Source organism: Bradyrhizobium sp. ORS 278 (assembly GCF_000026145.1).
Taxonomy (GTDB): Bacteria; Pseudomonadota; Alphaproteobacteria; order Rhizobiales; family Xanthobacteraceae; genus Bradyrhizobium.
The window spans coordinates 6,473,156-6,498,687 of sequence record NC_009445.1; the positions used below are offsets into that span (position 1 = coordinate 6,473,156).

Annotated in this window: 21 protein-coding genes; 9 read left to right on the forward strand and 12 right to left on the reverse strand. The window is 65.9% G+C overall.

Annotated elements, in window-relative coordinates; all coding sequences use genetic code 11:
* Nucleotides 1-16 precede the first annotated feature (16 nt).
* From BRADO_RS28945 to BRADO_RS28955, 3 genes are all read right to left on the reverse strand, one after another.
* Nucleotides 17-892, reverse strand: a complete 876-nt coding sequence (locus tag BRADO_RS28945; protein WP_012029760.1) for a protein-L-isoaspartate O-methyltransferase — start codon at nucleotides 890-892, stop codon at nucleotides 17-19.
* A 147-nt stretch (nucleotides 893-1,039) separates the two neighbouring features.
* On the reverse strand, nucleotides 1,040-1,453 hold the full coding sequence (locus tag BRADO_RS28950; RefSeq protein WP_244422912.1) for an immunity 53 family protein: 414 nt from the start codon (nucleotides 1,451-1,453) through the stop codon (nucleotides 1,040-1,042).
* Nucleotides 1,454-1,522: 69 nt separating this feature from the next.
* Nucleotides 1,523-2,197, reverse strand: a complete 675-nt coding sequence (locus tag BRADO_RS28955) for a GntR family transcriptional regulator (RefSeq protein WP_041757806.1) — start codon at nucleotides 2,195-2,197, stop codon at nucleotides 1,523-1,525.
* 148 nt (nucleotides 2,198-2,345) lie between these two features.
* On the opposite strand from BRADO_RS28955, the gene BRADO_RS28960 reads away from it, so the two are divergent.
* Nucleotides 2,346-3,548: an ABC transporter substrate-binding protein gene (locus BRADO_RS28960; protein ID WP_012029763.1), complete on the forward strand. Its 1,203-nt coding sequence runs from the start codon at nucleotides 2,346-2,348 to the stop codon at nucleotides 3,546-3,548.
* A 30-nt stretch (nucleotides 3,549-3,578) separates the two neighbouring features.
* On the opposite strand, the gene BRADO_RS28965 is transcribed toward BRADO_RS28960, so the two are convergent.
* Nucleotides 3,579-4,526 carry an alpha/beta fold hydrolase gene (locus BRADO_RS28965; RefSeq protein ID WP_012029764.1) on the reverse strand — a complete coding sequence of 316 codons (948 nt, stop codon included), beginning with the start codon at nucleotides 4,524-4,526 and terminating at the stop codon, nucleotides 3,579-3,581.
* 192 nt (nucleotides 4,527-4,718) lie between these two features.
* On the opposite strand from BRADO_RS28965, the gene BRADO_RS28970 reads away from it, so the two are divergent.
* Complete coding sequence (locus tag BRADO_RS28970) at nucleotides 4,719-5,195, forward strand: Hsp20 family protein (protein WP_012029765.1); 477 nt, start codon at nucleotides 4,719-4,721, stop codon at nucleotides 5,193-5,195.
* A 312-nt stretch (nucleotides 5,196-5,507) separates the two neighbouring features.
* Here BRADO_RS28970 and BRADO_RS28975 read toward each other — a convergent pair whose 3' ends face one another.
* The gene (locus tag BRADO_RS28975) at nucleotides 5,508-6,536 is read right to left on the reverse strand and encodes a hypothetical protein (protein WP_012029766.1); all 1,029 of its coding nucleotides are present in this window, start codon (nucleotides 6,534-6,536) and stop codon (nucleotides 5,508-5,510) included.
* A 573-nt stretch (nucleotides 6,537-7,109) separates the two neighbouring features.
* Between BRADO_RS28975 and gltB the strand changes: the two genes are divergently transcribed.
* From gltB to BRADO_RS28990, 3 genes are all read left to right on the forward strand, one after another.
* Complete coding sequence (gene gltB / locus BRADO_RS28980; RefSeq protein WP_012029767.1) at nucleotides 7,110-11,846, forward strand: glutamate synthase large subunit; 4,737 nt, start codon at nucleotides 7,110-7,112, stop codon at nucleotides 11,844-11,846.
* Nucleotides 11,847-11,955: 109 nt separating this feature from the next.
* Entirely contained in the window at nucleotides 11,956-12,261 is a 306-nt protein-coding gene (locus BRADO_RS28985) for a hypothetical protein (RefSeq protein ID WP_041757102.1), read from the forward strand.
* A gap of 6 nt (nucleotides 12,262-12,267) precedes the next feature.
* A complete protein-coding gene (locus tag BRADO_RS28990; RefSeq protein WP_012029768.1) occupies nucleotides 12,268-13,716 on the forward strand; it encodes a glutamate synthase subunit beta in 1,449 nt (482 codons plus the stop codon).
* A 468-nt stretch (nucleotides 13,717-14,184) separates the two neighbouring features.
* On the opposite strand, the gene BRADO_RS28995 is transcribed toward BRADO_RS28990, so the two are convergent.
* From BRADO_RS28995 to BRADO_RS29005, 3 genes are all read right to left on the reverse strand, one after another.
* Entirely contained in the window at nucleotides 14,185-15,000 is an 816-nt protein-coding gene (locus tag BRADO_RS28995) for an arylamine N-acetyltransferase (protein WP_012029769.1), read from the reverse strand.
* 17 nt (nucleotides 15,001-15,017) lie between these two features.
* Complete coding sequence (locus BRADO_RS29000; protein ID WP_012029770.1) at nucleotides 15,018-15,833, reverse strand: arylamine N-acetyltransferase; 816 nt, start codon at nucleotides 15,831-15,833, stop codon at nucleotides 15,018-15,020.
* Nucleotides 15,834-15,922: 89 nt separating this feature from the next.
* The gene (locus tag BRADO_RS29005; protein WP_012029771.1) at nucleotides 15,923-16,249 is read right to left on the reverse strand and encodes a helix-turn-helix domain-containing protein; all 327 of its coding nucleotides are present in this window, start codon (nucleotides 16,247-16,249) and stop codon (nucleotides 15,923-15,925) included.
* Nucleotides 16,250-16,338: 89 nt separating this feature from the next.
* On the opposite strand from BRADO_RS29005, the gene BRADO_RS29010 reads away from it, so the two are divergent.
* Complete coding sequence (locus BRADO_RS29010; protein ID WP_012029772.1) at nucleotides 16,339-16,893, forward strand: carboxymuconolactone decarboxylase family protein; 555 nt, start codon at nucleotides 16,339-16,341, stop codon at nucleotides 16,891-16,893.
* Nucleotides 16,894-16,898: 5 nt separating this feature from the next.
* Here BRADO_RS29010 and BRADO_RS29015 read toward each other — a convergent pair whose 3' ends face one another.
* Complete coding sequence (locus tag BRADO_RS29015; protein WP_012029773.1) at nucleotides 16,899-17,900, reverse strand: SIS domain-containing protein; 1,002 nt, start codon at nucleotides 17,898-17,900, stop codon at nucleotides 16,899-16,901.
* A 186-nt stretch (nucleotides 17,901-18,086) separates the two neighbouring features.
* Here BRADO_RS29015 and BRADO_RS29020 point away from each other — a divergent pair, with 186 nt between their 5' ends.
* The gene (locus tag BRADO_RS29020) at nucleotides 18,087-19,793 is read left to right on the forward strand and encodes an outer membrane beta-barrel protein (protein ID WP_012029774.1); all 1,707 of its coding nucleotides are present in this window, start codon (nucleotides 18,087-18,089) and stop codon (nucleotides 19,791-19,793) included.
* 140 nt (nucleotides 19,794-19,933) lie between these two features.
* On the opposite strand, the gene BRADO_RS29025 is transcribed toward BRADO_RS29020, so the two are convergent.
* From BRADO_RS29025 to hemH, 3 genes are all read right to left on the reverse strand, one after another.
* Nucleotides 19,934-20,380: an NfeD family protein gene (locus BRADO_RS29025; protein WP_012029775.1), complete on the reverse strand. Its 447-nt coding sequence runs from the start codon at nucleotides 20,378-20,380 to the stop codon at nucleotides 19,934-19,936.
* 16 nt (nucleotides 20,381-20,396) lie between these two features.
* Nucleotides 20,397-21,401 carry an SPFH domain-containing protein gene (locus tag BRADO_RS29030; protein WP_012029776.1) on the reverse strand — a complete coding sequence of 335 codons (1,005 nt, stop codon included), beginning with the start codon at nucleotides 21,399-21,401 and terminating at the stop codon, nucleotides 20,397-20,399.
* A gap of 188 nt (nucleotides 21,402-21,589) precedes the next feature.
* Entirely contained in the window at nucleotides 21,590-22,687 is a 1,098-nt protein-coding gene (hemH, locus tag BRADO_RS29035) for a ferrochelatase (RefSeq protein WP_012029777.1), read from the reverse strand.
* Between the two features lie 95 nt (nucleotides 22,688-22,782).
* Between hemH and BRADO_RS29040 the strand changes: the two genes are divergently transcribed.
* Nucleotides 22,783-23,190 (forward strand): MAPEG family protein, encoded by a 408-nt coding sequence (locus tag BRADO_RS29040; RefSeq protein ID WP_012029778.1) that lies wholly within the window; start codon nucleotides 22,783-22,785, stop codon nucleotides 23,188-23,190.
* A gap of 209 nt (nucleotides 23,191-23,399) precedes the next feature.
* On the forward strand, nucleotides 23,400-25,454 hold the full coding sequence (shc, locus tag BRADO_RS29045) for a squalene--hopene cyclase (protein WP_012029779.1): 2,055 nt from the start codon (nucleotides 23,400-23,402) through the stop codon (nucleotides 25,452-25,454).
* Nucleotides 25,455-25,532: the final 78 nt, after the last annotated feature.

Below are 25,532 nucleotides of genomic sequence, written 5' to 3' on the forward strand. Positions count from 1 at the left end.
TCCGGTCGACGCAAGGTCAGCGTCGCGGATCGTGCTCGGATGGATCAGAGGACCCCAAAGCCTCCGCCGTCGATAGCCACCAGCCGTCGCCGGCGAACCAGCAGCTCTCGTCCGGCGCTCCGTCGAGACGCAACGAGCGCACGGCGGCCCAATCCGTCGAGAACGCCGCGCTCAAGCGGCGGCCCGCGTTCTCGTCCTGCAGGCCGACGCATCCGATAAACCCGGCGCGACTGACGAATTTCGCCGGCCAGACCGTGCCTTGACCGGGACGCGTGATCAGCAACATGCCGCCGAAGACGTCCTGCGGCGCCAAGGGAAACAATAGCCGTCCGCCCGGCCGCAAGCCATCGAGCCAGGACCGGCTCGGCTGCGCCGCGCCGGCACAGACATAGATCACGTCGGCCGGCGGCAGGTCCGCCCCGGCGCCGGATTGCAGCCGCAGCTCCACCTGCGGCACATGCTCGAGGTTCTCGCGCGCTCGCGCGGCCATCGCCTCGTCGATCTCATAGGCATGGACCCGCCCGTGCGGACCGACCAGATGCGCGAGGATCGCCGTGTAGTAGCCGCTGCCGACCCCGACATGCACCACGGTGTCGGCCGGCTTGATGCCGCAGGCGCCCAGCCACATCGCATGTGCGCCAGGCTGGCCGATATTGATGCCGCGTTCGTAGTCCAGCGCGAGCAGCAGGTTCTGATAGAGGAAGGCAGGATCGTCATCGGGCGTCTGCACATAAGGATGACCGCCGCCGAGGATCATCCACCAGGGCCCCGGCCCCGCGAATGGCTCGCGCGGGATGCTGCGGAACGCCTCCTCGATCCGGGGATCCTCGAGCTTGGCGGCGGCGCAGATCAGCTTGGCGTAGAACGTGCGGTATTTCTCTGATTGATCCACGACGGGGCCTCGCGGGTGATGCTGACAAGCAAGCCCCGACCTTACACCGCTCACCGCATCGTTGTACAATAATACCTCTTAAACATCTGCTTCGTCGTCATGGCAGAGAGCCCCTCAAAGTGGCGAACGGCCTCTGTTTCATCAGGCTCAATGCTCTGCCTCGCGCACGGCCGCGATGGCCCAGGCGAGGAAGATCGAGATGACGTCCTCGAGATGATGGGGACCGCAGAAGGCCTCGAAAACGCCGTCGCGAACCCGGCAATGGCACCAATCATCATCATCGTCGCCCTGCACCTTCACGTCCGTGAATGGGCGTTCGGCCAATTCCGTTGAGGAGAGGTCGATCCTCAGGATCCATCCCGGATTATCCAGAGTCCCGATCCTGATCCCATACCGATGCTCCCACTCGCCGTCGCAATGCGAGGCGTACCACGCCTGCAGGGCCTTCAGAGGCTCGCGCTGTTCCTGCATCTGCTTCTCATCGGTTGGCAGCCTGCGGCCCGTGATGAATCGGGTCGAAAGCATCAATGGCGCGCTCCCTGAGACGGCGCGGGCGGGCAAAGATGACGCAAGCCGCGGGACTGCGCGAGAGCGGCCAGAGCACAGTCTGCCGCCATGCTGTCATGGCCGTTACCTCTGCGCGCTGAGCGCAGCAGAGGCGAGCAGCACCGCTTCGATCGTGTCCCGGGTCTTGCCGAGATGCGCGGCCATAACCGCGGCCGCGCGCTCCGCGTCGCGCGCCAGTGCCGCCTCCATCAGTTCGCGGTGCTCGCGCGCGGCGTCGCGCCGGCCGCGATCGGCCTTGCGGGCGAGGTCGAGATAGCGCTCGTTGTGGACGAACAGGAGATCGCGCACCCGCAACATCCAGAAGCTGCCGCAGGCCTGCGCAAGCGCGGCGTGAAACTCACCATGCGCGATGGTCCAGGCCGGCGAGAAGCTGCCGTCGTCGGCGGCGATCGGTGTTGCCGCCATGCGATGATGCGCGGCGATGACCGCGGTTTCCCAACCCAGATCGCCATTGGCGATGGCGCGGCGCAGGCACTTGGTCTCGATCTCGATACGCATGTCGGTGAGATCACGCAGATCGGCGACCGACACCGGCGCGACACGGAAGCCGCGCTGCGGCAGCGCCGTCACCAGTCCTTCCGCCGTCAGCCGCGCCAGCGCCTCGCGGATCGCTCCGGGGCTGACCGCGAACGCGGCCCCGAGCTCGCTGATCTTCAGCTTCTCCTCCGGCTGGTAGAGGCCGGCGAGCAGGCTGGCGCGCAGTTTCTCATAGACGGTCTGGGTAGCGCTTCCGGACATGGCGAACTCGGCCGAGATTTGAAGCACCATAACAGAGATCGAAAATACATTTTCAGCAAAAAATATATTTTTATTGATGATACGTTGACCCGCGCCCTATGCTGCCCGACAGAACGCCGCCGACAGCGCGGCGCACAGGGAGGTCTCCATGCGAAGCGCCATTGCAGCCGCGGGGTTCATCGCAGTGTCATCGATGCCGATGTCTGCCGCACGCGCCGCCGAGCAGCCCGGCGTCACCGCCACCGAGATCCGCATCGGCCAGACCATGCCCTATAGCGGGCCCGTGTCGGCGTTCGGCATCCTCGGCAAGGGCGAGGTGGCTTATTTCAAGATGGTCAACGACCGCGGCGGCATCAACGGCCGCAAGGTCAACCTGCTCTCGCTCGACGACAGCTACGTGCCGCCGAAGACCGTGGAGCAGACTCGCCGGCTGGTGGAAAGCGACGAAGTCTCCTTCATCTTTTCGACGATGGGCACCGCGCACAACACCGCAATCGCAAGATATCTGCAGGGGAAGAAGGTGCCGCAACTGTTCGTGGCCTCCGGCGCCTCGAAGTTCGGCGATGCCGCGCAGTTTCCGCTCACTCTGATGGGTGTGATGGCGCCATTCCGCAACGAGGCGCGGATGTATGCGCGCTACGCGCTGCAGAAGAAACCGGAGGCGACGTTCGCCGTGCTGGCCCAGAACGACGATTTCGGCCGCGACTATCTCGCCGGCCTGAAGGACGTGCTCGGCGAGCGCTTCGACACGGCGGTGACGGTAGCGAGCTACGAGGCTACCGAGCCGACCATCGACTCGCAGATCGTGAAGTTGAAATCGACCGGCGCCGATGCGCTGATCATCGCCGCGACGCCGAAATTCGCCGCGCAGGCGATCCGCAAGACCTATGAGATCAACTGGCGGCCGATGACCTTCCTGACCAATGTCTCGGTTTGGATGTCGTCGGTGATGGAGCCGGCTGGCCTGGAGGCCGGCACGGGCATCATCTCGACCGCCTATGTCAAGGACCCGCTCGATCCGGCCTGGGCCGACGATGCCGGCGTCAAGGGCTGGCGCGAGTTCATGGCCAGATACGTGCCCGACGGCGACGTCCGCGATTCCAACTACGTCAACGGCTACAACAATGGCATGGTGCTGGAGCACGTGCTGAAGGCGGCCGGCGACGATCTCTCGCGCGAAAACATCCTCAGGCAGGCGCTGTCGATCAAGGATCTGGAGCTGCCGATGCTGCTGCCGGGCATCACGGTCAACACGTCCGAGAGCGACCACCTGCCGGTCGAGCAGGTGCAGTTCATGCGCTTCACCGGCAAGCAGTGGGAGCGCTTCGGCGAGGTGCTGTCGACGAAATAAGCAGGGCTCTGCGGCGCACGGGTCTGCGGTTCAGCCGAACAGCGGCGTGCCCGGCACAAAGGCGTCGAAGGCGGCCCAGAACTGCGAACGGTAGCGGTCCTGCTCCTGCAGGATCTCGTGCTTGGCGCCGGCGATGACGAGGTGCGAGCCGGCGCGCAGATGATAGGCGAATTCCTCGATGGCCGCGGTCGACACCACGGTGTCGCTCGAGGCCGCGAGCATCAGGATCGGCTGGCGGATCTGCGACGGATAGGTCATGCCGCGGAAGGTCGCCATCGCCGAGAACGCCGCGTCGGCCCAGGCGACCGTCGGCGAGGCGATGCCGAGCGTCGGATCCTCCTCGAGGATCGCGGCGTTGCGGGCATAGCGGACGGGATCGGACGTCAGCGGATTGTTGACGAACGGCGCCAGCCCGCTGATCTCGTCGTTGCCACCCGGCACGGTGCGGCCGCCCTGCCCCGCGATGCGCATCGCGCGGAGCAGGAGCCGAGCCGGCAGCGACGTGCGCTTGCCCGGCAGGTCGATCATCGGCGCCGACAGCACCACGCGGTCGAACCAGCGCTTGCCGGAATGCGCGAGCCGCAGCAGCACCGTGCCGCCCATCGAATGCGCCAGCGCGAAGTAAGGCGGCGGACAATCGGGCAGCACGACCTCGGTGACGAAGGTCTCGACGTCGAGCTCGTAGTCGGAGAACGAGCGGACGTAGCCCTTGCGGGAGTCGCGCAGCCGCCGCGACGAGTGGCCCTGGCCGCGCCAGTCGATGATGGCGACCGCGAAGCCGCGATCGCGCAAATCGCGCACCGTCTCGAAATACTTCTCGATCATCTCGCTGCGGCCGGTGAAGACGCAAACGGTGCCCTTGCGCCCCGCGGGCGGCGCCCAGCGCGCAAAGCGCAGCTCGGCGCCATCAGGGGTCTTGATGGTGCCGGCGGTGGCGTTCTCGGGCACGGGATTGGCGGGAATCGAGACGAGCGTCATGAGGCGCCCATCGAATAGGTGAAAAGCTCGGGGAATCAAGGGGTGGAATGGCAAAAAGAGCCCGCTTTGGGACCCTTGAAGGTGCAAACGCCTGAACCATATCGAAATCGTGCAGGCCGTCACGGCTGCACGACAGCCCGGCCCGATGGCGGGCGGGTTTGCCCAACAGTCGCTCAATGGAGGACTTTGACCATGCGTACGTACGACCTCACCCCCTTCTACCGTTCCACCGTCGGTTTCGACCGTCTGTTCTCGCTGCTCGACCAGGCCACCGCCGAGCCCAGCCCCGGCTATCCGCCCTACAATATCGAGCGCACCGGTGAGAACGCCTATCGCATCACCGTCGCGGTCTCCGGCTTCGCCAAGGATGAGCTCTCCCTCGTCGCGAAGGAAAACACGCTGACGATCAAGGGCGAGAAGGCCGCCAACGAGAACGGCAAGACGAGCGAGGTGCTCTATCGCGGCATCGCCGCCCGCGCCTTCGAGCGCTCGTTCCAGCTCGCCGACCACGTGGTGGTGAAGAACGCCAGCCTCGAGAACGGCTTGCTCCATGTCGATCTCGTCCGCGAGATTCCCGAGGCCAAGAAGCCGCGGTCGATCCCGATCTCGACCAATGCCAAGGCCGAGCAGCCGGCGATCGAAGGTTCGGCCGACAAGGCCGCAGCGTAATCAGCGAGACCGCTAGTGAGAAATACGAACGCCCCGGGATACCGGGGCGTTTTTTTTTCGTGGAAGGGTGGCGCCGAGATCCTCCGAGGCTTCGCCGCGTCCCCCCCCGTTCTGGCTTGTTGAAGCAATCGCCTTGAGGTGCCCGACTACATGTCCCGCACCCGGCCGTCATGCCCGCGAAGGCGGGCATCCAGTACGCCGCGGCGGTCGTGATCGACCGAAATGCCGGTGATTACTGGATCGCCCGGTCAAGCCGGGCGATGACAGTTTTGGTGGCGGCCGGCGGCGGGGCAAACCGCTGGCAGGCTGCTGTTATTCCAGCCCCTGGGCCGGCGGCATCTTCGCGGTCGGCAGGATCTGCGGCGCCGGCTTGGTGGCGGCGGGCGCGATCGATCCGGTGGTCTGCGGCGCCGCCGCGGCCGACTGGACCGGTTTGGCGACCGCCGGCTTCACCTCGGATACCTTGGTATCGGCAGATGTGGCGTCGGCAGGCTTGGAATCAGCAGCCTTGGATTCAGCAGCCTTGGATTCAGCCGGCTTTGCGACGTCGGCCTTTGCTTCGCTCGGCCTGATCTCCACCGGCTTAACGTCCGCCGGCTTGGCTTCGGCCGGCTTGATGTCGGCGAGCGTCGGCGCGACTGGCTTGGCCGCCTCGGCGGGCTTCGGGTTCAGCGCGGCCGTCTGCGGCGCGGGCGCCGGGCGGGCAACCGGCGTCGGCACCTTCGGCACTTGCGCTGGCATCGCATTGGCGACCCGTGGCGCGGCGGGCGGCGTCACGCGCGGGTCGGCGCGGATCACGGTCGGCGCCGGCAGGCGGTCGAGGCCGCCGCGCGGCTCGAAACGCATGCGCTCGTAATCCTCGCCCCATTGGAACGCGGGCACGAAGCGGATGATGCGGCCGGAACGGGCATCGATGACGAGCTTTCCGTCCTCGCCCTCACGGTCGAGCACCGCGACGATATAGACATTCCCGCGCTGGCGTGGCGCGCCCAGCGGCGAGAAGCCGTTGTCGCGCAGCACGGCATAGACCTCGTGCACCGGCAGGAACGCCGGCGCATAGCCATAGTCCTGCTGATAGCCGTCACGATAACCGTCCTGGCGGTAGACCGGCGCCGGCGGCGCGTAGCGCGGCTCGCGGTAGCCGTAGTCCGCGCCGGGTCCGTAGCCGTAGCGCGGCGGCGCCGGGACCACGGCCGGTGGCGGCGCCTCGCTATAAGGCGCCTCGAAATCGGAGACTGCCCGATACGGACCGCGCCCATTGTACGGTGGCAGCGGCTCGGCCTGCGCGGCGGCAATGGTCGCGATCAACGCGGCTGAGACGGCTCCAACTAGCAACTTCATGGCTCAAAGCTCCTGCATGCCCCCGCACGTGAAGCTGTTCGCTTCTTCTCAAGAGCGCTGACGTTCCGCCGTGATTCCGGCGGTCCTGGGTCGGAGACTTGGCGGGAACGGGGCGAAGGATTTCAAAATTGCGCGCAGCGCGTGATCGGTCCGGCGGTTCCCGTCGTTCGATGCTTCGAAAACCGGAAGATTTGCCGGGCCGTGCAGGTCCCGCGGGGCTCGAACGGCAGGACTCTGACGCGCTTGTGTGATAGGTTAAAGTTTGGCATCTTGCGGTTTAGGACAGAATTGCTGTCTAAAATTTCGTTGCAAAGGTGACCGAGACTTTGCAATGATGTTACGGCGCCGAATGACGTTGAGACGGTGACGTCGAGACATGGGCGCTGCGACATGAACAGGCCATGCGTTCAGCGGGGACTTCGTCCCCCGGCGGCTGGCCTGAATTCTGCAAATGCGGCTCGCTGAGAAGGACGAGCGTTGGCTCCTGAGAGGGGCCCGCGCAGCGCCCGGGGTGCGCTGGACTGTGTACCGGACTGTGGTGAAGGCCCTGACCAATAACTGATGGGGACGGATATGAGCGGATCGAAGGTCGAGCACGGAAAGTTGGGCGGCGCGGTGCTGGCTGTGGATTCGCATGAAAAACCGGCCGAGATCACGCGCGAATTGCACACGTGGCGCCCAGAGGCCGAGGGCCTGTATGACCCTTCGCAGGAGAAGGATTCCTGCGGTGTCGGGTTCATCGCCAACATCAAGGGCCAGAAGTCGCATCAGATCGTTTCGGATGCGCTGAACATCCTGTGCAACCTCGAGCATCGCGGTGCCGTCGGTGCCGACCCGCGCTTCGGCGACGGCGCCGGCATCCTGGTGCAGATTCCGCACGCCTTCTTCTCGCGCAAGGCTGGGGAGCTCGGCTTCACGCTGCCCGCTCCGGGCGAATACGCCATCGGCGCGCTGTTCATGCCGCGCGACGATTCCTGGCGGAACGTCATCAAGAGCATCATCGCCGACCAGATCGAAGATGAAGGCCTCGTGCTGCTCGGCTGGCGCGACGTGCCGACCGACAACTCCTCGCTGGGCGTGACGGTCAAGCCGACCGAGCCGCGCAGCATGCAGGTGTTCATCGGCCGCAACGGCGCCGCCAAGACTGAGGACGAGTTCGAGCGCAAGCTCTACATTCTCCGCAAGTCGATCTCGCAGGCGATCTATCAGCGCCGCGACCGCGGCATGTCGGGCTACTACCCGTGCTCGATGTCGTGCCGGACCGTGATCTACAAGGGCATGTTCCTGGCCGACCAGCTCGGCAAGTACTACGCCGATCTGCACGAGCCGGACTTCGAGAGCGCGCTGGCGCTGGTGCATCAGCGGTTCTCGACCAACACCTTCCCGACCTGGTCGCTGGCGCATCCCTACCGGATGATCGCGCATAACGGCGAGATCAACACGCTGCGCGGCAACGTCAACTGGATGGCGGCGCGCCAGGCGTCGGTGTCATCCGAGCTGTTCGGCAAGGACATCAGCCGGCTCTGGCCGATTTCCTATGAGGGCCAGTCGGACACAGCCTGCTTCGACAACGCGCTCGAATTCCTGGTGCAGGGCGGCTACTCGCTGCCGCACGCGGTCATGATGATGATCCCGGAGGCGTGGGCCGGCAATCCCTTGATGAGCGAGGAGCGCCGCTCGTTCTACGAATATCACGCCGCGCTGATGGAGCCGTGGGACGGCCCCGCCGCGATCGCCTTCACCGACGGCCGCCAGATCGGCGCCACGCTCGACCGCAACGGCCTGCGGCCGGCGCGCTATCTCGTGACCAAGGACGACCGCATCGTGATGGCGTCCGAGATGGGCGTCTTGAAGATTCCGGAGGACCAGATCGTCACCAAGTGGCGGCTGCAGCCCGGGAAGATGCTGCTCGTCGATCTCGAAGAGGGGCGCCTCATTCCCGACGACGAGATCAAGGCGCAACTCGCCGCCAGCCACCCTTATCAGGAATGGCTGACGCGTACGCAGATCCAGGTCGAGAAGCTGCCGGACGCGCCGACCAAGGGCGCGCGCACCAATTTGCCGCTCCTCGATCGGCAGCAGGCGTTCGGCTACACGGCCGAGGACATCAACATCCTGATGACGCCGATGGCCGCCACCGGCGAGGAGGCGACGGGCTCGATGGGCAACGACGCGCCGATCTCGGCGCTGTCGGACAAGCCCAAGCTGCTGTTCACCTACTTCAAGCAGAACTTCGCCCAGGTCACCAACCCGCCGATCGACCCGATCCGCGAGGAGCTGGTGATGAGCCTGGTGTCGATCATCGGACCGCGGCCGAACCTGTTCGACCTCGAAGGCGTCGCCTCGACCAAGCGGCTCGAGGTGCATCAGCCGATCCTGACGGACGCGGACCTCGAGAAAATCCGCTCGATCTCTGAAGTTTCCGACAGCCACTTCGTCTCGCGCACGCTCGACACCACCTTCGATGCGAGCCTTGGCGCCGCTGGCTTCGAGCAGGTGCTCGAGGATCTCTGCGGCCGCGCGGAAGCGGCCGTCCGCGAGGGCGTCAACATCATCATCCTGTCGGACCGCATGGTCTCGAACGACAGGATCCCGATCCCGTCACTCTTGGCTTGCGCCGCCGTGCATCATCATCTGATCCGCACCGGCCTGCGCACGTCGGTCGGTCTGGTCGTCGAGAGCGGCGAGCCGCGCGAGGTGCATCACTTCGCGTGCCTGGCAGGCTATGGCGCCGAGGCGATCAATCCGTACCTCGCCTTCGAGACCATCATCGCGCTGAAGGACAAGTTGCCGGGCGCGCTGAGCGACTACGAGGTCGTCAAGCGCTACATCAAGTCGATCGGCAAGGGCCTGCTCAAGGTCATGTCGAAGATGGGCATCTCGACCTACCAGTCCTATTGCGGCGCGCAGATCTTCGACGCGGTCGGCCTCAAGGCCGAGTTCGTGCAGAAGTTCTTCTACGGCACCCACACCCGCGTCGAAGGCGTCGGCCTCGCCGAGATCGCCGAGGAGACCACCCGCCGCCACCGCGACGCGTTCGGCGATGCGCTGGTCTACAAGTCGGCGCTCGATGTCGGCGGCGAGTACGCCTACCGCACCCGCGGCGAGGATCATGCGTGGACCGCCGAGTCCGTCGCGACCCTGCAGCACGCGGTGCGCGGCAACTCCAAGGACCGCTATCAGGCGTTCGCAAAGCTGCTCAATGAGCAGTCCGAGCGGCTCTTGACCCTGCGCGGCCTGTTCCGGATCAAGTCCGCCGAGGACGACAAGCGCAAGCCCGTCCCGATCGACGAGGTCGAGCCGGCCAAGGAGATCGTCAAGCGCTTCGCCACCGGCGCGATGAGCTTCGGCTCGATCTCGCGCGAGGCGCACACGACCTTGGCGATCGCGATGAACCGGATCGGCGGCAAGTCGAACACCGGCGAAGGCGGCGAGGAAGCCGACCGCTTCAAGCCGCTGCCGAACGGCGACTCCATGCGCTCGGCGATCAAGCAGGTCGCGTCTGGACGTTTCGGCGTGACGACGGAGTATCTCGTCAACTCCGACATGATGCAGATCAAGATGGCGCAGGGCGCCAAGCCCGGCGAAGGCGGTCAGCTGCCCGGCCACAAGGTCGACGCCACCATCGCCAAGGTACGCCACTCGACCCCGGGTGTCGGCCTGATCTCGCCGCCGCCCCACCACGACATCTACTCGATCGAGGACCTGGCGCAGCTGATCTACGACCTGAAGAACGTCAATCCGGACGGCCAGGTTTCGGTCAAGCTGGTCTCCGAGGTCGGCGTCGGCACGGTTGCCGCCGGCGTTGCCAAGGCGCGCGCCGACCATGTGACGATCGCGGGCTTCGAGGGCGGCACCGGTGCCTCGCCCCTCACCTCGATCAAGCATGCCGGCTCGCCGTGGGAGATCGGCCTCGCCGAAACCCACCAGACCCTGGTGCGCGAGCGGCTGCGCAGCCGCATCGTGGTCCAGGTCGACGGCGGTTTCCGGACCGGGCGCGACGTCGTGATCGGCGCCCTGCTCGGCGCCGACGAGTTCGGCTTCGCCACCGCGCCGCTGATCGCGGCCGGCTGCATCATGATGCGCAAGTGCCACCTCAACACCTGCCCGGTCGGCGTCGCCACCCAGGACCCGGTGCTGCGCAAGCGCTTCACCGGCCAGCCCGAGCACGTCATCAACTACTTCTTCTTCGTGGCCGAAGAGGTCCGCGAGATCATGGCTTCGCTCGGCTACCGCTCGTTCAACGAGATGGTCGGCCAGGTGCAGATGCTCGACCAGTCCAAGCTGGTGGCGCATTGGAAGGCCAAGGGCCTCGACTTCTCAAAGCTGTTCGTGAAGCAGAAGGAAGCGCCGGGCCAGAAGATCTTCCACTCGGAGAAGCAGGATCATCACCTCGACGCCGTGCTCGACCGCAGGCTGATCGAGCAGGCCAGGCCCGCGCTCGACCGCGGCGCGCCGGTCAAGATCGAAGCCGAGATCAACAACACCGACCGTTCGGCGGGCGCGATGCTCTCCGGCGCGGTGGCCAAGATCTACGGCCATGCCGGCCTGCCGCAGGACACGATCCATGTCAGCCTGAAGGGGACCGCCGGTCAGGCCTTCGGCGCCTGGCTCGCCAACGGCGTCACCTTCGAGCTCGAAGGCGAAGGCAATGACTATGTCGGCAAGGGCCTGTCGGGCGGCCGCATCATCGTCAAGCCGCCGCGCAACTCCGGTATCGTGCCGGAGGAATCGATCATCGTCGGCAACACCGTGATGTACGGCGCCATCTCCGGCGAGTGCTTCTTCCGCGGCATTGCCGGCGAGCGCTTCGCTGTGCGTAACTCCGGCGCGGTCGCCGTCGTCGAGGGCGCGGGCGATCATTGCTGCGAGTACATGACCGGCGGCATCGTGGTGGTGCTCGGCAAGACCGGGCGCAACTTCGCAGCCGGCATGTCGGGCGGCATCGCCTACGTGCTCGACGAGGCCGGCGACTTCGACAAGCATTGCAACATGGCGATGGTCGAGCTCGAGCCGGTGCTGTCGGAGGAGATGATCGCCGAGGACACCTATCACCAGATGGGCGACCTCGAGGCGCATGGCCGGGTCGACGTGTTCAAGAACCTGCTGGCGTCCGACGTCGAGCGCCTGCACGTCCTGATCTCGCGTCACGCCAAGGCCACCGGCTCCAAGCGCGCCGCCGACATCCTGGCAAACTGGAAGGACTTTGCGCCGAAGTTCCGCAAGGTCATGCCGGTCGAGTACCGCCGCGCGCTGAAGGAAATGGCGGCCAACGCCGACGCCGAGCCGAAGATCGCGATCGGGGCTTAAGGCGGTGCGCCGACGCAACTGGGCATATCTCGCCTTTGCGTTGGCGATCCTGTCGTCGGATCCCGCTTACGCCTGTAGGGGTTGGAACGGGTGGCCGAGAGGCGATGACATGTCCAAGCTCGGACAAGGTGAGTTTGTTGTACGGGCGCGGCTGGTGCGATCCTACAAGGATGAAGAGCGCCAGCCGACGATCATGGGCACGGAATTCGGCGTGATCTACGAGGTGAAGTTGAGCGCTGTGATGAATGGCACGACGGACGGTTCTCTGAAGCCGGGAAAAAGCCTCCTGATTCGGCAACCTCCGTCGCCATGCGAAAGATACGTACCGCGCAATTTTTCGTACGATACAGATCGGACGCTGGTCATCAGTCAAAGGCCGGACGGTATTTTCGATCTCGTGGGTGGTGAGGATTAGACGCAGATGGGCAAGGTCACAGGTTTTCTCGAAATCGAGCGGCACGATCGCAAATACGCGCCGGTTGCCGAGCGGCTGAAGCATTTCCAGGAATTCGTGGTGCCGCTCTCCGAGAAGGAGCTGCGCGACCAGGCGGCGCGCTGCATGAATTGCGGCATCCCCTTTTGCCACGGCACCGGCTCGGCCGCGCCGGGCACCACCGGCTGCCCGGTCAACAACCAGATCCCGGACTGGAACGACCTGATCTACAACGGCAACTGGGAAGAGGCGTCGCGCAACCTGCACTCGACCAACAACTTCCCGGAGTTCACCGGCCGCATCTGCCCCGCTCCGTGCGAGGCGTCGTGCACCTTGAACATCGACGACAACCCGGTGACCATCAAGACGATCGAATGCGCCATCGTCGACAAGGCCTGGGAGAACGGCTGGCTCAAGCCGGAGCCGGCCGCGGTCAAGACCGGCAAGAAGGTCGCGATCGTCGGCGCCGGCCCTGCCGGCCTCGCCGCTGCGCAGCAGCTCGCCCGCGCCGGTCACGAGGTGCATGTCTATGAGAAGCACGCCAAGGCCGGCGGCCTTCTTCGTTACGGCATTCCCGACTTTAAGATGGAGAAGGGCATCATCGACCGCCGCATCGCTCAGATGGAAGGCGAAGGCGTCGTCTTCCACTACGGCGCCCATGTCGGCGGCAAGGACGGCATCGATCCGAAGTCGCTGCTGAAGGATTATGACGCCGTGGCGCTGACCGGCGGCGCCGAGGCGCCACGCGACCTGCCGATCCCCGGCCGCGACCTTTCCGGCATCCACTACGCGATGGATTTCCTGCCGCAGCAGAACCGCCGCGTCGGCAACGAGCCGGTCAACGCCACCGAGATCCTCGCGGGCGGAAAGCATGTCGTCGTGATCGGCGGCGGCGACACGGGCTCTGACTGCATCGGCACCTCGCTGCGCCAGGGCGCCCTCTCCGTCACCCAGCTCGAGATCATGCCGGCGCCGCCGGAGCGTGAGAACAAGGCGCTCACTTGGCCGAACTGGCCCTTGAAGATGCGGACCTCGTCGAGCCAGGCCGAAGGCGCGGCGCGCGAATTCGCAGTGCTGACGCAGACCTTCGAAGGCGAGAACGGCGCGGTCAAGAAGATGCACTGCGTCCGGGTCGATGCGCAGTTCAAGCCGATCCCCGGCACCGAGTTCGAGCTCGCTGCCGACCTCGTGCTGCTGGCGATGGGCTTCGTCCATCCGGTGCACGAGGGCCTGCTCAAGAGCCTCGGCGTCGACCTCGACCCGCGCGGCAACGTCAAGGCGAACCTGTCGGACTACCAGACCTCGCTGCCGAAGGTGTTCTCCGCCGGCGACATGCGCCGCGGCCAGTCCCTGGTCGTCTGGGCGATCCGCGAAGGCCGCCTTTGCGCCCAGGCCGTCGACAAGTTCTTGATGGGCAAGACCGAGCTGCCGCGCTGAGCTGCGTGTCAGCGCGTAGATAATTGCCTTTAATAGATTTTCCGGACTGCCTACCCCGAAGCCGGTGCGCTCCCCTCCCCCTTGCGGGGAGGGGTCGGGGGTGGGGGTCTCCGGGCGCTGAACAGCGTTGAGTTCAGGTATGTTTCAACGTGCGCCAGACATTCACTGTCGCCCGCTCTTCTTCTCAACTCAGCTCAACTCTCTCCGTCATTGCGAGGAGCGCAGCGACGAAGCAATCCAGAGCCGCGCATGCGACTCTGGATTGCTTCGCTTCGCTCGCAATGACGCGGTGGGATGATCGGGACTCAGCAGGCGTCCCCGCTTGCTGTCAGAGAATTCAGCTCTCCTCATATCGAGGTGGACTCGAAGTACCCCCAACCCCAAGCCCTCCCCGCAAGGGGGGAGGGGAGCGCACCGTCGTTGCAGGAAGACGGCGGATCGATCACCGACTATCGAGTGACTGACAAATCACGCCGTCGTCCGCGCCCAGATGTCTTCGACAGCCACGGGCGGTGTCACGCGAAACACCTCGTCGATGAGCCGGCCGAGTTCTTCAGCGCTCTCGACCGCCCGCTCCTCGATCAGCTCGCCATCCCGCGCCTGACGCTCATAACGGCGGCTGACCAGCTTGTGCCGCACGCCGGGCTCCACCCGCTCCATCATCAGCGTATGCGTGGCCGGGACATTTGCGTTGGTCGACGTGTACCAGCTGCCGAGCACGTAATCGGCATGGATCTGCGGCGCGAGATCAAAGGCGTACATCATGCGCCAGCCGGTCGGCTGCTTGGCGCTGATCGTGTAAAGCTCATCCGAGGTGCCGATGCGGAACGTGCCCATCGGCGTGGTCTGCTCGGGCCCGACCTCCAGCGCGATCGGGGCATCCATCAGGCAGATGCCGAAGCCGACATCGACGAGGTATGGCCGGTCTTCGACCTCCACCAGCAGCATCATGTGCTGGCGCGGCCCGAGCGGATCCGTCGGCTGCGAGCGCCAGCGCACCCGCCCGGTGAGACCGGTGACCTTGAAGCCGATCGCCTCCAGCGCAGCCTGAAACAGCACGTTCTGCTCGAAACAATAGCCGCCACGACGGCCATGCACGAGCTTCCGCTGCACCGAAGGCAGATCGACATGGACCGGTCGCCCCAGCAACGGATCGAGCGCCTCGAATGTGATGGCATCGACATGCGCGGCCTGCACCGCGCTGAGCGTCGGCAGATCGGGTGCGAACGGCCCGCGGCAGGCGATGCGGGCGAGATAGGAGTCCAGTCGAAACTCATCGGCCATCGCGGCGCCCTACCCCGTCACGTCTCGATCCGTGCCCAGATCGTTTCGACGGCGACCGGGAGCGTGAGCCCGAACACCTCCTCGACGACGCGCTGCAACGCCTCGGGCGTCTCGATGATCTGTTCGCTCCTGATCTCGCCGTCACGCGCCTCGATCACCAGCCGGCGGTTGACCAGCTTGTAGCGAACCTCCGACGTCAGCCGCTCCAGGATCAGCATCGAGGTGAACGGCGTGAGCGGGCTGGTCGAGGTGAACCAGTTGGACAGCATGTAGTCGGCGTGGATCTGCGGCGTCAGATCGAACACATACATCATTCGCCAGCCCGCCGGCTGCCTGGCCGCAAGCCAATGCAGCCCATCGGAGACGGTCAGTCGGAACGTGCCCATCGCGGTCGCCTGCTCGACGTCCGGCACCATCCGCAAAGGCGTATCGAGCAGGCAGGAGCCGAAGCCGACATCGGCGATGTGCGGTCCCTGCGGCAGGTCGACCTTGAGCATCATGTGCGTGCGCGGCGTCAGCGGCGCGGACGCGTCGAGCCGCCAGCGCACCCGCGCCGACAGCGGCGTCACCGCGAAGCCGATCGCCTCCAGCGCGGCCTTCAGCAGCGCATTCTGCTCGAAGCAATAGCCGCCGCGGCGGCCGTCGACGATCTTGGCCTGCACCGCAGCGAGATCGATATTCACGGGACGGCCGAGCAGGGGATCGATGCCCTCGAACGCGATCGCATCGACATGCGCCGCCTGCAATCCGGCGAGCGTCTCGAAGCTTACCGTCAGCGCTCCGCGATAGCCGATGCGGGCAAGATATTTGTCGAGATCGAAATGGTCAGGCATTGCCCCGCCTTTTTGTGACAGCCGGAGCCATAGCACGAGGCGCTGCGGGCAGACAGCCGGACGCGGGCATGGTCGCCCTGCCCCGCCGCTCATTCCATCTGCTTGCGCCAGCGGTCGGCGAAGCGGTTCAGGGGCAGGAAATTTTCGAGCAGCTCCCGCCCGAGCGGCGTCAGCCCATAGCCGTCCTCCCCAAGCTGAAGGAAGCCGGCCTTGCGCAGCTCGTCCAGGCGGCTCTGCAGCACGGTCGGGGACGCATCGTCGCAGGCCGCGCGCAGCGCACGCGACGTAAGCTCGGTCTCGCGCAGCTCCCACAGGATGCGCAGCGACCAGCGGCGGCCGAGCAGATCGAGCAGTGCCATGATCGGACGGCCGCTCCGCGAACCGCGCACGCGATCCGGCTTGATGGCGCGAGACATGATGTGATCTCCCCCGGTCTTGCCATTCGCTATGAAAAATGTAGCATATTGCTACGTTTAATGTAGCAAAGGAGCAGGAGGACGTCATCATGCCCCGCATCAGCGCCCTGCAGCCGCCTTATCCGCCAGACATCCAGATCCAGTTCGATCAGATCATGCGCGGCGCGCCGCCCTTGATGCTGTTCCGCGTCATGGCCGGCCACGCGCGCGCCTGGGACAAATTCCGCGGTGGGAGCGTTCTGGATCGCGGCCCGTTGTCGCTGCGCGACCGCGAGATCGTCATCGATCGCACCTGCGCGCTCAATGCCTGCGAATATGAATGGGGGGTCCATGTCGCAACCTTTGCGGCCGCAGCGAGGCTGACGCCGCAACAGACCGACGCCACGGTTCTGGGCACGGCGGATGCGCCATGCTGGTCGGGGCAGGAGCAGGCGCTGATCGCAGCCGTGGACGCGCTGCATGCGCGCGCGACCCTGACCGAGGCCGAATTTGCAGGCTTGAGAGCCTGCTATGCGGAAGACCAGGTGCTCGAGATCATCCTGCTCTGCGGCTTCTACCGCACGGTCTCATACCTGGCGAACGCGCTCGGACTGCCGCTCGAGCGTGGCGCGGCGCGCTTCCCGCGAGCAGCGGAGGCCGTCTGAGACGATCACGCCACCCCGGCGCGCAAGAGATCGTGCATGTGCAGGATGCCGACGGGCCTGGCGCCGTCGGTCACGATGAGCGTGGTGATCTTGGCGGAGTTGAGGATCTCCAGCGCCTCCGACGCCAGCGCCTCGCGGCGGACGGTGCGCGGGTTGGCGGTCATGATCTCGTCGACGGAGACGGACAAGAGATCGGCGCGCATCTTACGGCGCAGATCGCCGTCGGTGATGATGCCGGCGACATGGCCGCGGCCGTCGACGATGACCACGCAGCCGAGGCCCTTGGCCGACATCTCCGCCAGCGCATCGGCCATGCCGGTACCCAGCGGCTTCAGCGGCACCGCGTCGCCGGAGCGCATCAGATCGGAGATGTGCTTGAGCATGGCGCCGAGCTTGCCGCCCGGATGGAAATTGGCGAATTCGAGCGCGGTGAAGCCGCGGCCCTCGAGTAGCGCGATCGCGAGCGCGTCGCCGATCGCGGCCTGCATCAGGGTCGAGGTGGTCGGCGCGAGATTGTGCGGACAGGCCTCGCGCGCCTTCGGCAGCTCCAGCACGATCCGCGCCGCCTGCCCCAGCGACGACTGCGCGTTCGAGGTGATCGCGATCATCGGAATCGCGAAGCGCTTGGTGTAGTTCACCAACGTCTTCATCTCCGGCTGCTCGCCGGACCAGGACAACGCGACGACGACGTCATCGGAGGTGATCATGCCGAGATCGCCGTGGCCGGCTTCGGCGGAATGGACGAAGAACGCCGGCGTGCCGGTCGAGGCCAGCGTGGCCGCCATTTTGCGGGCAACGTGGCCGGACTTGCCGAGACCGGTGAGAATCGCGCGGCCCTTGGCCTGGCGGATCAGCCCGACGGCGGCAGCAAAGGCCGCCCCCAACGGGCCCCGCAGCGCCGCGGCGATCGCGGCAATACCGTTGCTGCCGGCGTCGAGCGTGCGCAGCGCCGATTGAACGTCCGCGTTGGCGGGAGTGGCGTCGGTCAACGGCTTCGATCTCGGCATTCGCGCTTCCAGGGCTGAGACACTCAGGCTGACACAGTCAGGCGCCGCTCTTTAGCATGGGTAAGGCGGCAAGGCGCCATCAACAGCCCATTAACCATATTTGTTTTTACTCCCTTAACGACGGTGTTGGCCGGCGGCGCGGGACTCCCCCGACGACGCAGTTGATTTTGTTGGAGTATTTTCATCGTGGGGTGGAGGCCTGACAGCGGCCGCGGGGGGCGCGCGATGTTGCGCGGCGCCTCTTTCGCATGCCTGCTGCTCGGCGTGCTCGGCCCCGACGCGGCCCGGTCCCAGACCCTCGACGTGCTCCGCCCCGTCCGCGACGGCTTTCTCGCCCCGCAGGATTCGCCGCTGCGGCGGACGGCGGTGAGCGGCCTCTCCGACCCCGTGCCAACGCCGGGCGTCCCGACCACCTCGCCTCCGGCGAGCTCCGCCCCGGGCGCCAGCCGCGTCCCGCTCCCCGGCGTGCCCGCCGCCAGCGGCGCCGCCGATGTCGGCTATGATTCGCTGAACCGCACCCGCAAGAAGCCGAAATACTATCCCGCGCAGCCCCGCCCGCAGCCGGCGCCGGGACCCGGCACGCGCCCCTCGGGCGAACTGACCGGGCAGTTGCGCCCAACTCTGCCGCCATCGGCCTCCGCCAACCGGCAGCCTGTCCCGGCCGCCATGGCGGGCACCGTGCCCGGCCAGCCGCCGCGCAAGCGGCTCAAGCTCGACGACGACCCGTTCGGCGCTGTCGGCGACTATGTCGGTCCCTTTCTGATCAAGGGTGCGGTCGAGCTGTCGGCCGGCTACGACAGCAATCCGGCCCGGCTCGCCAACGCGCGCGGCATGCCCGCCTGGATGATCGCGCCGGAATTCCTCGCCGTGTCGAACTGGGAGCGCCACGCGCTGGTCGCCGATTTGCGCGGCTCGTTCACCGGCTATGGCGGCACCCTGCCCGCCCTCATGGACGGCGGCATCAATTCGGCGCCGACCACGCTCGACCGCCCCGACTTCACCGGCCATGTCGATGGCCGCCTCGACATCAGCCGCGACACCTCGGTCGGCGCCCAGCTCCGCCTGCGCGCCGCGACCGACAATCCCGGCAGCCCGAGCGTGCAGGCAGGCCTCGCCCGCTATCCGGTCTACACCACGCTCGGCACGACAGTCGGCTTCGACCAGCGCTTCAACCGGCTGCAGATCTCGGCCGGCGCCACCGCCGACCGCACCAGCTATCAAGAGAGCAAGCTGACCGACGGCACGATGACGTCGAACGACGACCGCAACTACAACCAGTTCGGCGGCATCGGCCGGGTGTCCTACGAGGTTACGCCCGGTCTCAAGCCGTTCGCCGAGGTGCAGGGCAACACCCGGACCTACGACCTGCAGTTCGACCGCTCCGGCTATCAGCGCGATTCCGCCGGCGGCTACGCCAAGGCCGGCAGCTCCTTCGAATTCACCCGGCTTCTGACCGGCGAGCTCTCGCTCGGCTACGCCACGCGCAGCTATACCGATCCGCGCCTCAACCGGCTGCAGGGCTTTCTGACCTCGGCCTCGCTGGTGTGGTCGGCGACACCGCTGACGACGGCGCGCTTCCTCTCCGACACGCAGGTCGCCGAGACCACCGTCGCCGGCGCCTCGGGTGTGCTGGTGCGCACCTACACGGTGCAGGTCGATCACGACTTCCGCCGCTGGCTGACCGGCATCGGCAAGTTCACCTTCGGCACGCTGGACTATCAGGGCTACGGCCGCAACGATCGCACGTATTCGGCCGAGGGCAATCTCATCTACAAGATGACGCGCAGCCTGTGGGTCAAAGGGTCACTGCGATATGACAAGCTCGACTCGAACATCACGGGTGCGGGATCGTCGGGCACCGTCGTGATGCTGGGCGTGCGATTGCAGAATTGAGCCCAGCTCTCTCCTCGTCATTGCGAGGAGCGCAGCGACGACGCAATCCAGGGGCTGCGCACTCGGCCCTGGATTGCTTCGCTGCGCTCGCAATGACGCGGTGAGGCCATCGCATCAATCGAGCGACGTCACCCGCAGCGCTACGCCGCCGTCACCGTCAGCTGCGCGCCATCCGCCTGCACGATCCGCACGCGGCTGCCGGCAGGGATATCCGGGCCCGCCACGCGCCAAACCGTGTCGTCGATGCGCACCGTGCCGTTGCCGTTGACGATCGGCTTCTCCAACGTGAACTCGCGGCCGACGAGCGCGGCCGAGCGGCGGTTGAGGAACGGATTGTCCTCTGACGCCGCCGCATTGGCGCGCGCCAGGCGCCGCCACAGCGGCACCGCGGCGATCGAGAACAATGCGAACAGCAGGATCTGCAGCTGCCATCCCGGCGCGACGGCAAATGACAGCAGGCCGACCAGCAGCGCGGCGAGGCCGAGCCAGAACAGAAACACGCCCGGCGCGAGCAGCTCCATCGCCATCAGGATGACACCGAAGATCAGCCAGTTCCAGGTACCGAGCGTCACGAACATGTCGCTCATGAGATGACCTCCTGCCTCACGACTGCGGCGGTGATGGCGGCTTCGGCGGCGTGCCCGCCGGCGGCACCGAGCCGCCGCGGCGCGCGGCGGCCACCGCCGAGGCCGCGCTCTCGCCGAACGTCGCCTTGGCGATCTCGCCGATGCCGGCCAGTGCGCCGAGCATGCCGGTCGCCTCGATCGGCAGCATGATCACCTTCTGATTCGGCGAGTCGGCGAGCTGACCGAACGCCTTGATGTATTTGTCGGCGATGAAGTAGTTCAGCGCCGCGACGTCGCCCTTGCCGATCGCATCCGACACCATCTGCGTCGCCTTGGCCTCGGCTTCCGCGGCGCGCTCGCGCGCCTCGGCGTCGAGGAACGCCGATTGGCGGCGGCCCTCGGCCTGCAGGATCTGGCTCTGCTTGGCGCCTTCCGCGCGCAAAATCTCCGACTGCCGCTGGCCCTCGGCCTGGAGAATGTCGGCGCGCTTGACGCGCTCGGCCTTCATCTGCCGGCCCATCGCCTCGACCAGATCGGCCGGCGGCACGATGTCCTTGATCTCGATGCGGTTGACCTTGAGGCCCCAGGGCGACACCGCGGCGTCGACGACGCGCAGCAGCCGCTCGTTGATCTCGTCGCGATGCGACAGCACCTGGTCGAGATCCATCGAGCCCATCACCGAACGGATGTTGGTCATGGTCAAGGTGATGATCGCCTGGTTCAGGTTGGCGACCTCGTAGCTCGCCTTTGCCGCATCGAACACCTGGTAGAAGGCCACGCCGTCCACCGTCACGGTGGCGTTGTCCTTGGTGATGACCTCCTGCTCGGGGATGTCGATCACCTGCTCCATCATGTTGATCTTGCGTCCGATGCGGTCGAAGAACGGGACGATGATGTTGAGGCCCGGCGACAGGGTGCGGGTGTATTTGCCGAACCGCTCGACGGTCCAGTCGAACCCCTGGGGCACCGTCTTCACGCCGGAGTACAGGGTGAAGACGACCAGCAGCACCAGCGCTATGGCGAAAATGTCGAAACCGCTCATGGATCCTCCAAGGGAGGAGACAGCCGCCTCCTCACCGACCTCTGCAGCAATCACAATCTAGGGATTGCTGCATGATTTTGTCGGGGGTCCGATGGGCGCGGTTCAGGAAAGATATTTCGGCGGCCGCGCGGCCGTTAACCTTGTTCCCGCGTGAAGCCGACCTAGCGGTCGGCAACGGCCGAGGATGCTCAGAGCCAGCCCTGCAGCTCGCGCAGCACCAATTGCCGCAGGACCTCCATGCCCGGTTCACTGTCGTTCAGGCATGGCACAGCGGAAAATTCCTCGCCGCCATTGTGCTTGAAGATCTCGCAGTTCTCGCCGGAGATCTCTTCCAGCGTTTCCAGGCAATCGGCGGAAAAGCCCGGCATCACAACGGCCATGCGCTTGACGCCGTCCTTGGCGAGCTTCTCGATGGTCTTGTCGGTGTAGGGCTGCAGCCATTCCGAGAAGCCGAAGCGCGATTGAAAGGTCAGCAACAGCTTGGTTTCGTCCATGCCGAGCCGCTTGCGCAGCAGCTCGGTCGTGGCGATGCATTGCTCGCGATAGGGATCGCCCTTGTCGACATATTCCTTGGGCATGCCGTGGAACGAGGCCACGATCAGCTCGGGCGTGTACGACAGCGTCTTGAGGTGCTCCTCGATCGAGACGGCGAGCGCCTCGATGTAGAAATCATCGTTGTAATAGGGCGGCGTCACCCGGATGGTCGGCTGCGCGCGCATCTCCGTCAGCACGCGAAAGGCCTCGTCGCACACCGTTGCCGAGGTCGCCGCCGAATATTGCGGATAGAGCGGCACCACCAGGATGCGATCGCACCCTTTGGCCTTCAGCCCGTCGATGCCCGCCTTCATCGACGGATTGCCGTAGCGCATCGCCCAGTCGACGATGACATGGCTGCGGTCGGCCATGGCGGCCGCGAGCTTCTCGCTCTGCGCGCGCGTGATCGTCTTCAGCGGCGATTCGTTCTTCTCATTGTTCCAGATCGACTGGTAATCTTTCGCCTTCTTGCGCGGCCGGACGTTCAGGATGATGCCGTTGAGAATGATCTTCCACAGCAGGCCCTGGTCCTCGATCACGCGGCGATCGGACAGGAATTCCTTGAGATAGACGCGCACGCCGGCGGCATCGGCCGTGTCGGGCGTACCGAGATTGACCAGCAGCACGCCGACCCGCTCCGTCTTCGCGGCGGAGGACGGCTTCAAATCGACAGGCTTTGCTTCAACCGGCTTTGCTTCAACCGGCTTGGCTTCGACAGACCTGGCATTGTCGAGAGAGATGGCGGCGGTCATGATGCCCGTGACTGGTGAAGGGCGTGGCTTGGCGGCTTGTTTCAACGTTGTCAAGATAAGGGCCATTTCACCGATGTCATCCGGCTGGAGGAGCCATGACGATTGCCGAGTTATGCATTTTTGCCAGCGTAATGCTCTACCTCTTAACGATCGTGCCGGCGAAATGGATCAGCGTCGATGGCGCGGGGCGCTACGACAATGCAAGGCCTCGGGATCCCGCCTTTTATGACGGAGGCATCCGCGAGCGGGCGCTCGGTGCCCATCAGAACGGCATCGAGGCCTTCCCGTTCTTTGCCGCTGCCGTGCTGCTGGCCGAGTTCCGATCAGCGCCGCAGAACCTGATCAACGAGCTCTCGGTGCTGTTCCTGATCGTGCGCACCGCCTATGTTCTGACCTATATCGGCAACCGGCCCTCGCTGCGCACGATTCTCTGGACGATCGGCTTTTTGATCACGGTCGCCATCTTCTTCCTCCCCCTGCTCCGCCACTACCTGCCGATTTGAGCGGAGCGCTTTCCTGTGAGCGGCGTCACATCGCCGTCCCCGCCCGGGTGCTAACCACGACCGTCGAAGACCTCTATCTGTACGTGTTTCGTTTCCCTTTTGATCTGGCCTGCTACAGCCAGTTGATTGGATTTGGCGGCGAAATTCCCTATAGGGCGGGGTGAATTCGACGGCTGTCGCGGCGCTGTCAGGCCGCCAGAGGAATTGTGATGACCTTGACCAGCTCGGCCTCCGCGCGCGCGCCGCGCGACCCGGGGAATTATCAGACCGCCTTGCAATCCACGGTCCGAGCGGCCGCGGACTGGCTGATCGCAAACCAGAAGCCTGACGGGCACTGGGTCGGCCGCGCCGAATCCAACGCCTGCATGGAGGCGCAATGGTGCCTCGCGCTGTGGTTCATGGGCCTCGAGGATCATCCGCTGCGCAAGCGCCTGGGCCAATCGCTGCTCGACACCCAGCGCCCGGACGGCGCCTGGCAGGTCTATTTCAACGCGCCCAATGGCGACATCAATGCCACGGTCGAGGCCTATGCCGCGCTCCGCTCGCTGGGCTATCCGGACAGCGAGCCGGCGGTGCGCCGCGCGCGCGAGTGGATCGAGGCCAAGGGCGGCCTGCGCAACATCCGGGTGTTCACCCGCTACTGGCTGGCGCTGATCGGCGAATGGCCGTGGGAGAAGACCCCGAACATCCCCCCCGAGGTGATCTGGTTTCCGCTCTGGTTTCCGTTCTCGATCTACAATTTCGCACAATGGGCGCGCGCCACACTGATGCCGATCGCGCTGCTGTCGGCGCGGCGGCCGAGCCGGCCGCTGCCGCCGGAGAACCGGCTCGACACGCTGTTTCCGCGCGGGCGCGACGCGTTCGACTACGAGCTGCCGGTGAAGGCCAATGCCGGCGGCTGGGACAAGTTCTTCCGCGGCGCCGACAAGGTGCTGCATGCGCTGCAGAACTTCGGCAACAGGCTCAATCTCGGCCTGTTCCGCCCGGCCGCGACCAGCCGCGTGCTGGAGTGGATGATCCGCCACCAGGATTTCGACGGCGCCTGGGGCGGCATCCAGCCGCCCTGGATCTACGGCCTGATGGCGCTCTACGCCGAGGGCTATCCGCTCAATCATCCCGTGCTCGCCAAGGGACTCGATGCGCTGAACGATCCCGGCTGGCGCGTCGATGTCGGCGAGGCCACCTATATCCAGGCGACCAACAGCCCGGTGTGGGACACGATCCTCACATTGCTCGCCTTCGACGATGCCGGCGTGCTCGGCGACTATCCCGACGCGGTCGACAAGGCGGTGAACTGGGTGCTCGCGCGCCAGGTGCGCGTGCCCGGCGACTGGTCGATGAAGCTGCCGCACGTCAAGCCCGGCGGCTGGGCGTTCGAATACGCCAACAACCATTATCCCGACACGGACGACACCGCGGTGGCGCTGATCGCGCTGGCCCCGCTGCGCCATGATCCCAAATGGAAGGCCAAGGGCATCGACGAGGCGATTCAGCTCGGCGTCGACTGGCTGATCGGGATGCAGAGCCAGGGCGGCGGCTGGGGAGCGTTCGACAAGGACAACAACCAGCAGATCCTGACCAAGATCCCATTCTGCGATTACGGCGAGGCGCTCGATCCGCCGTCGGTGGACGTCACCGCCCACATCGTCGAGGCGTTCGGCAAGCTCGGCATCTCGCGCAACCATCCGTCGATGGTGCAGGCGCTCGATTATATCCGCAAAGAGCAGGAGCCGAGCGGTCCGTGGTTCGGCCGCTGGGGCGTCAACTACGTCTACGGCACCGGCGCGGTGCTGCCGGCGCTGGCGGCGATCGGCGAAGACATGACCCAGCCCTATATCGGCCGCGCCTGCGACTGGCTGGTCGCCCACCAGCAGCCTGACGGCGGCTGGGGCGAGAGCTGCGCCTCCTACATGGACATCTCGGCGGTCGGCCGCGGCACCACCACGGCGTCGCAGACGGCGTGGGCCCTGATGGCCCTGCTCGCCGCCAACCGTCCCCAGGACAAGGACGCCATCGAGCGCGGCTGCATGTGGCTGGTCGAGCGCCAGTCCGCCGGCACCTGGGACGAGCCGGAGTTCACCGGCACCGGCTTCCCGGGCTACGGCGTCGGCCAGACCATCAAGCTGACCGATCCGTCGTTGCAGGAGCGCCTGATGCAGGGCCCGGAGCTCTCCCGCGCCTTCATGCTCCGCTACGGCATGTACCGCCACTACTTCCCGCTGATGGCGCTCGGCCGCGCGCTGCGGCCGCAGGGGCATGGTTAGGCACTGTCGGCTCTCCGCCGTCCGGTACACTGCATCCCTCCCCTCGGTGTCGTCCCGGCCTTGAGCCGGGACCCATAA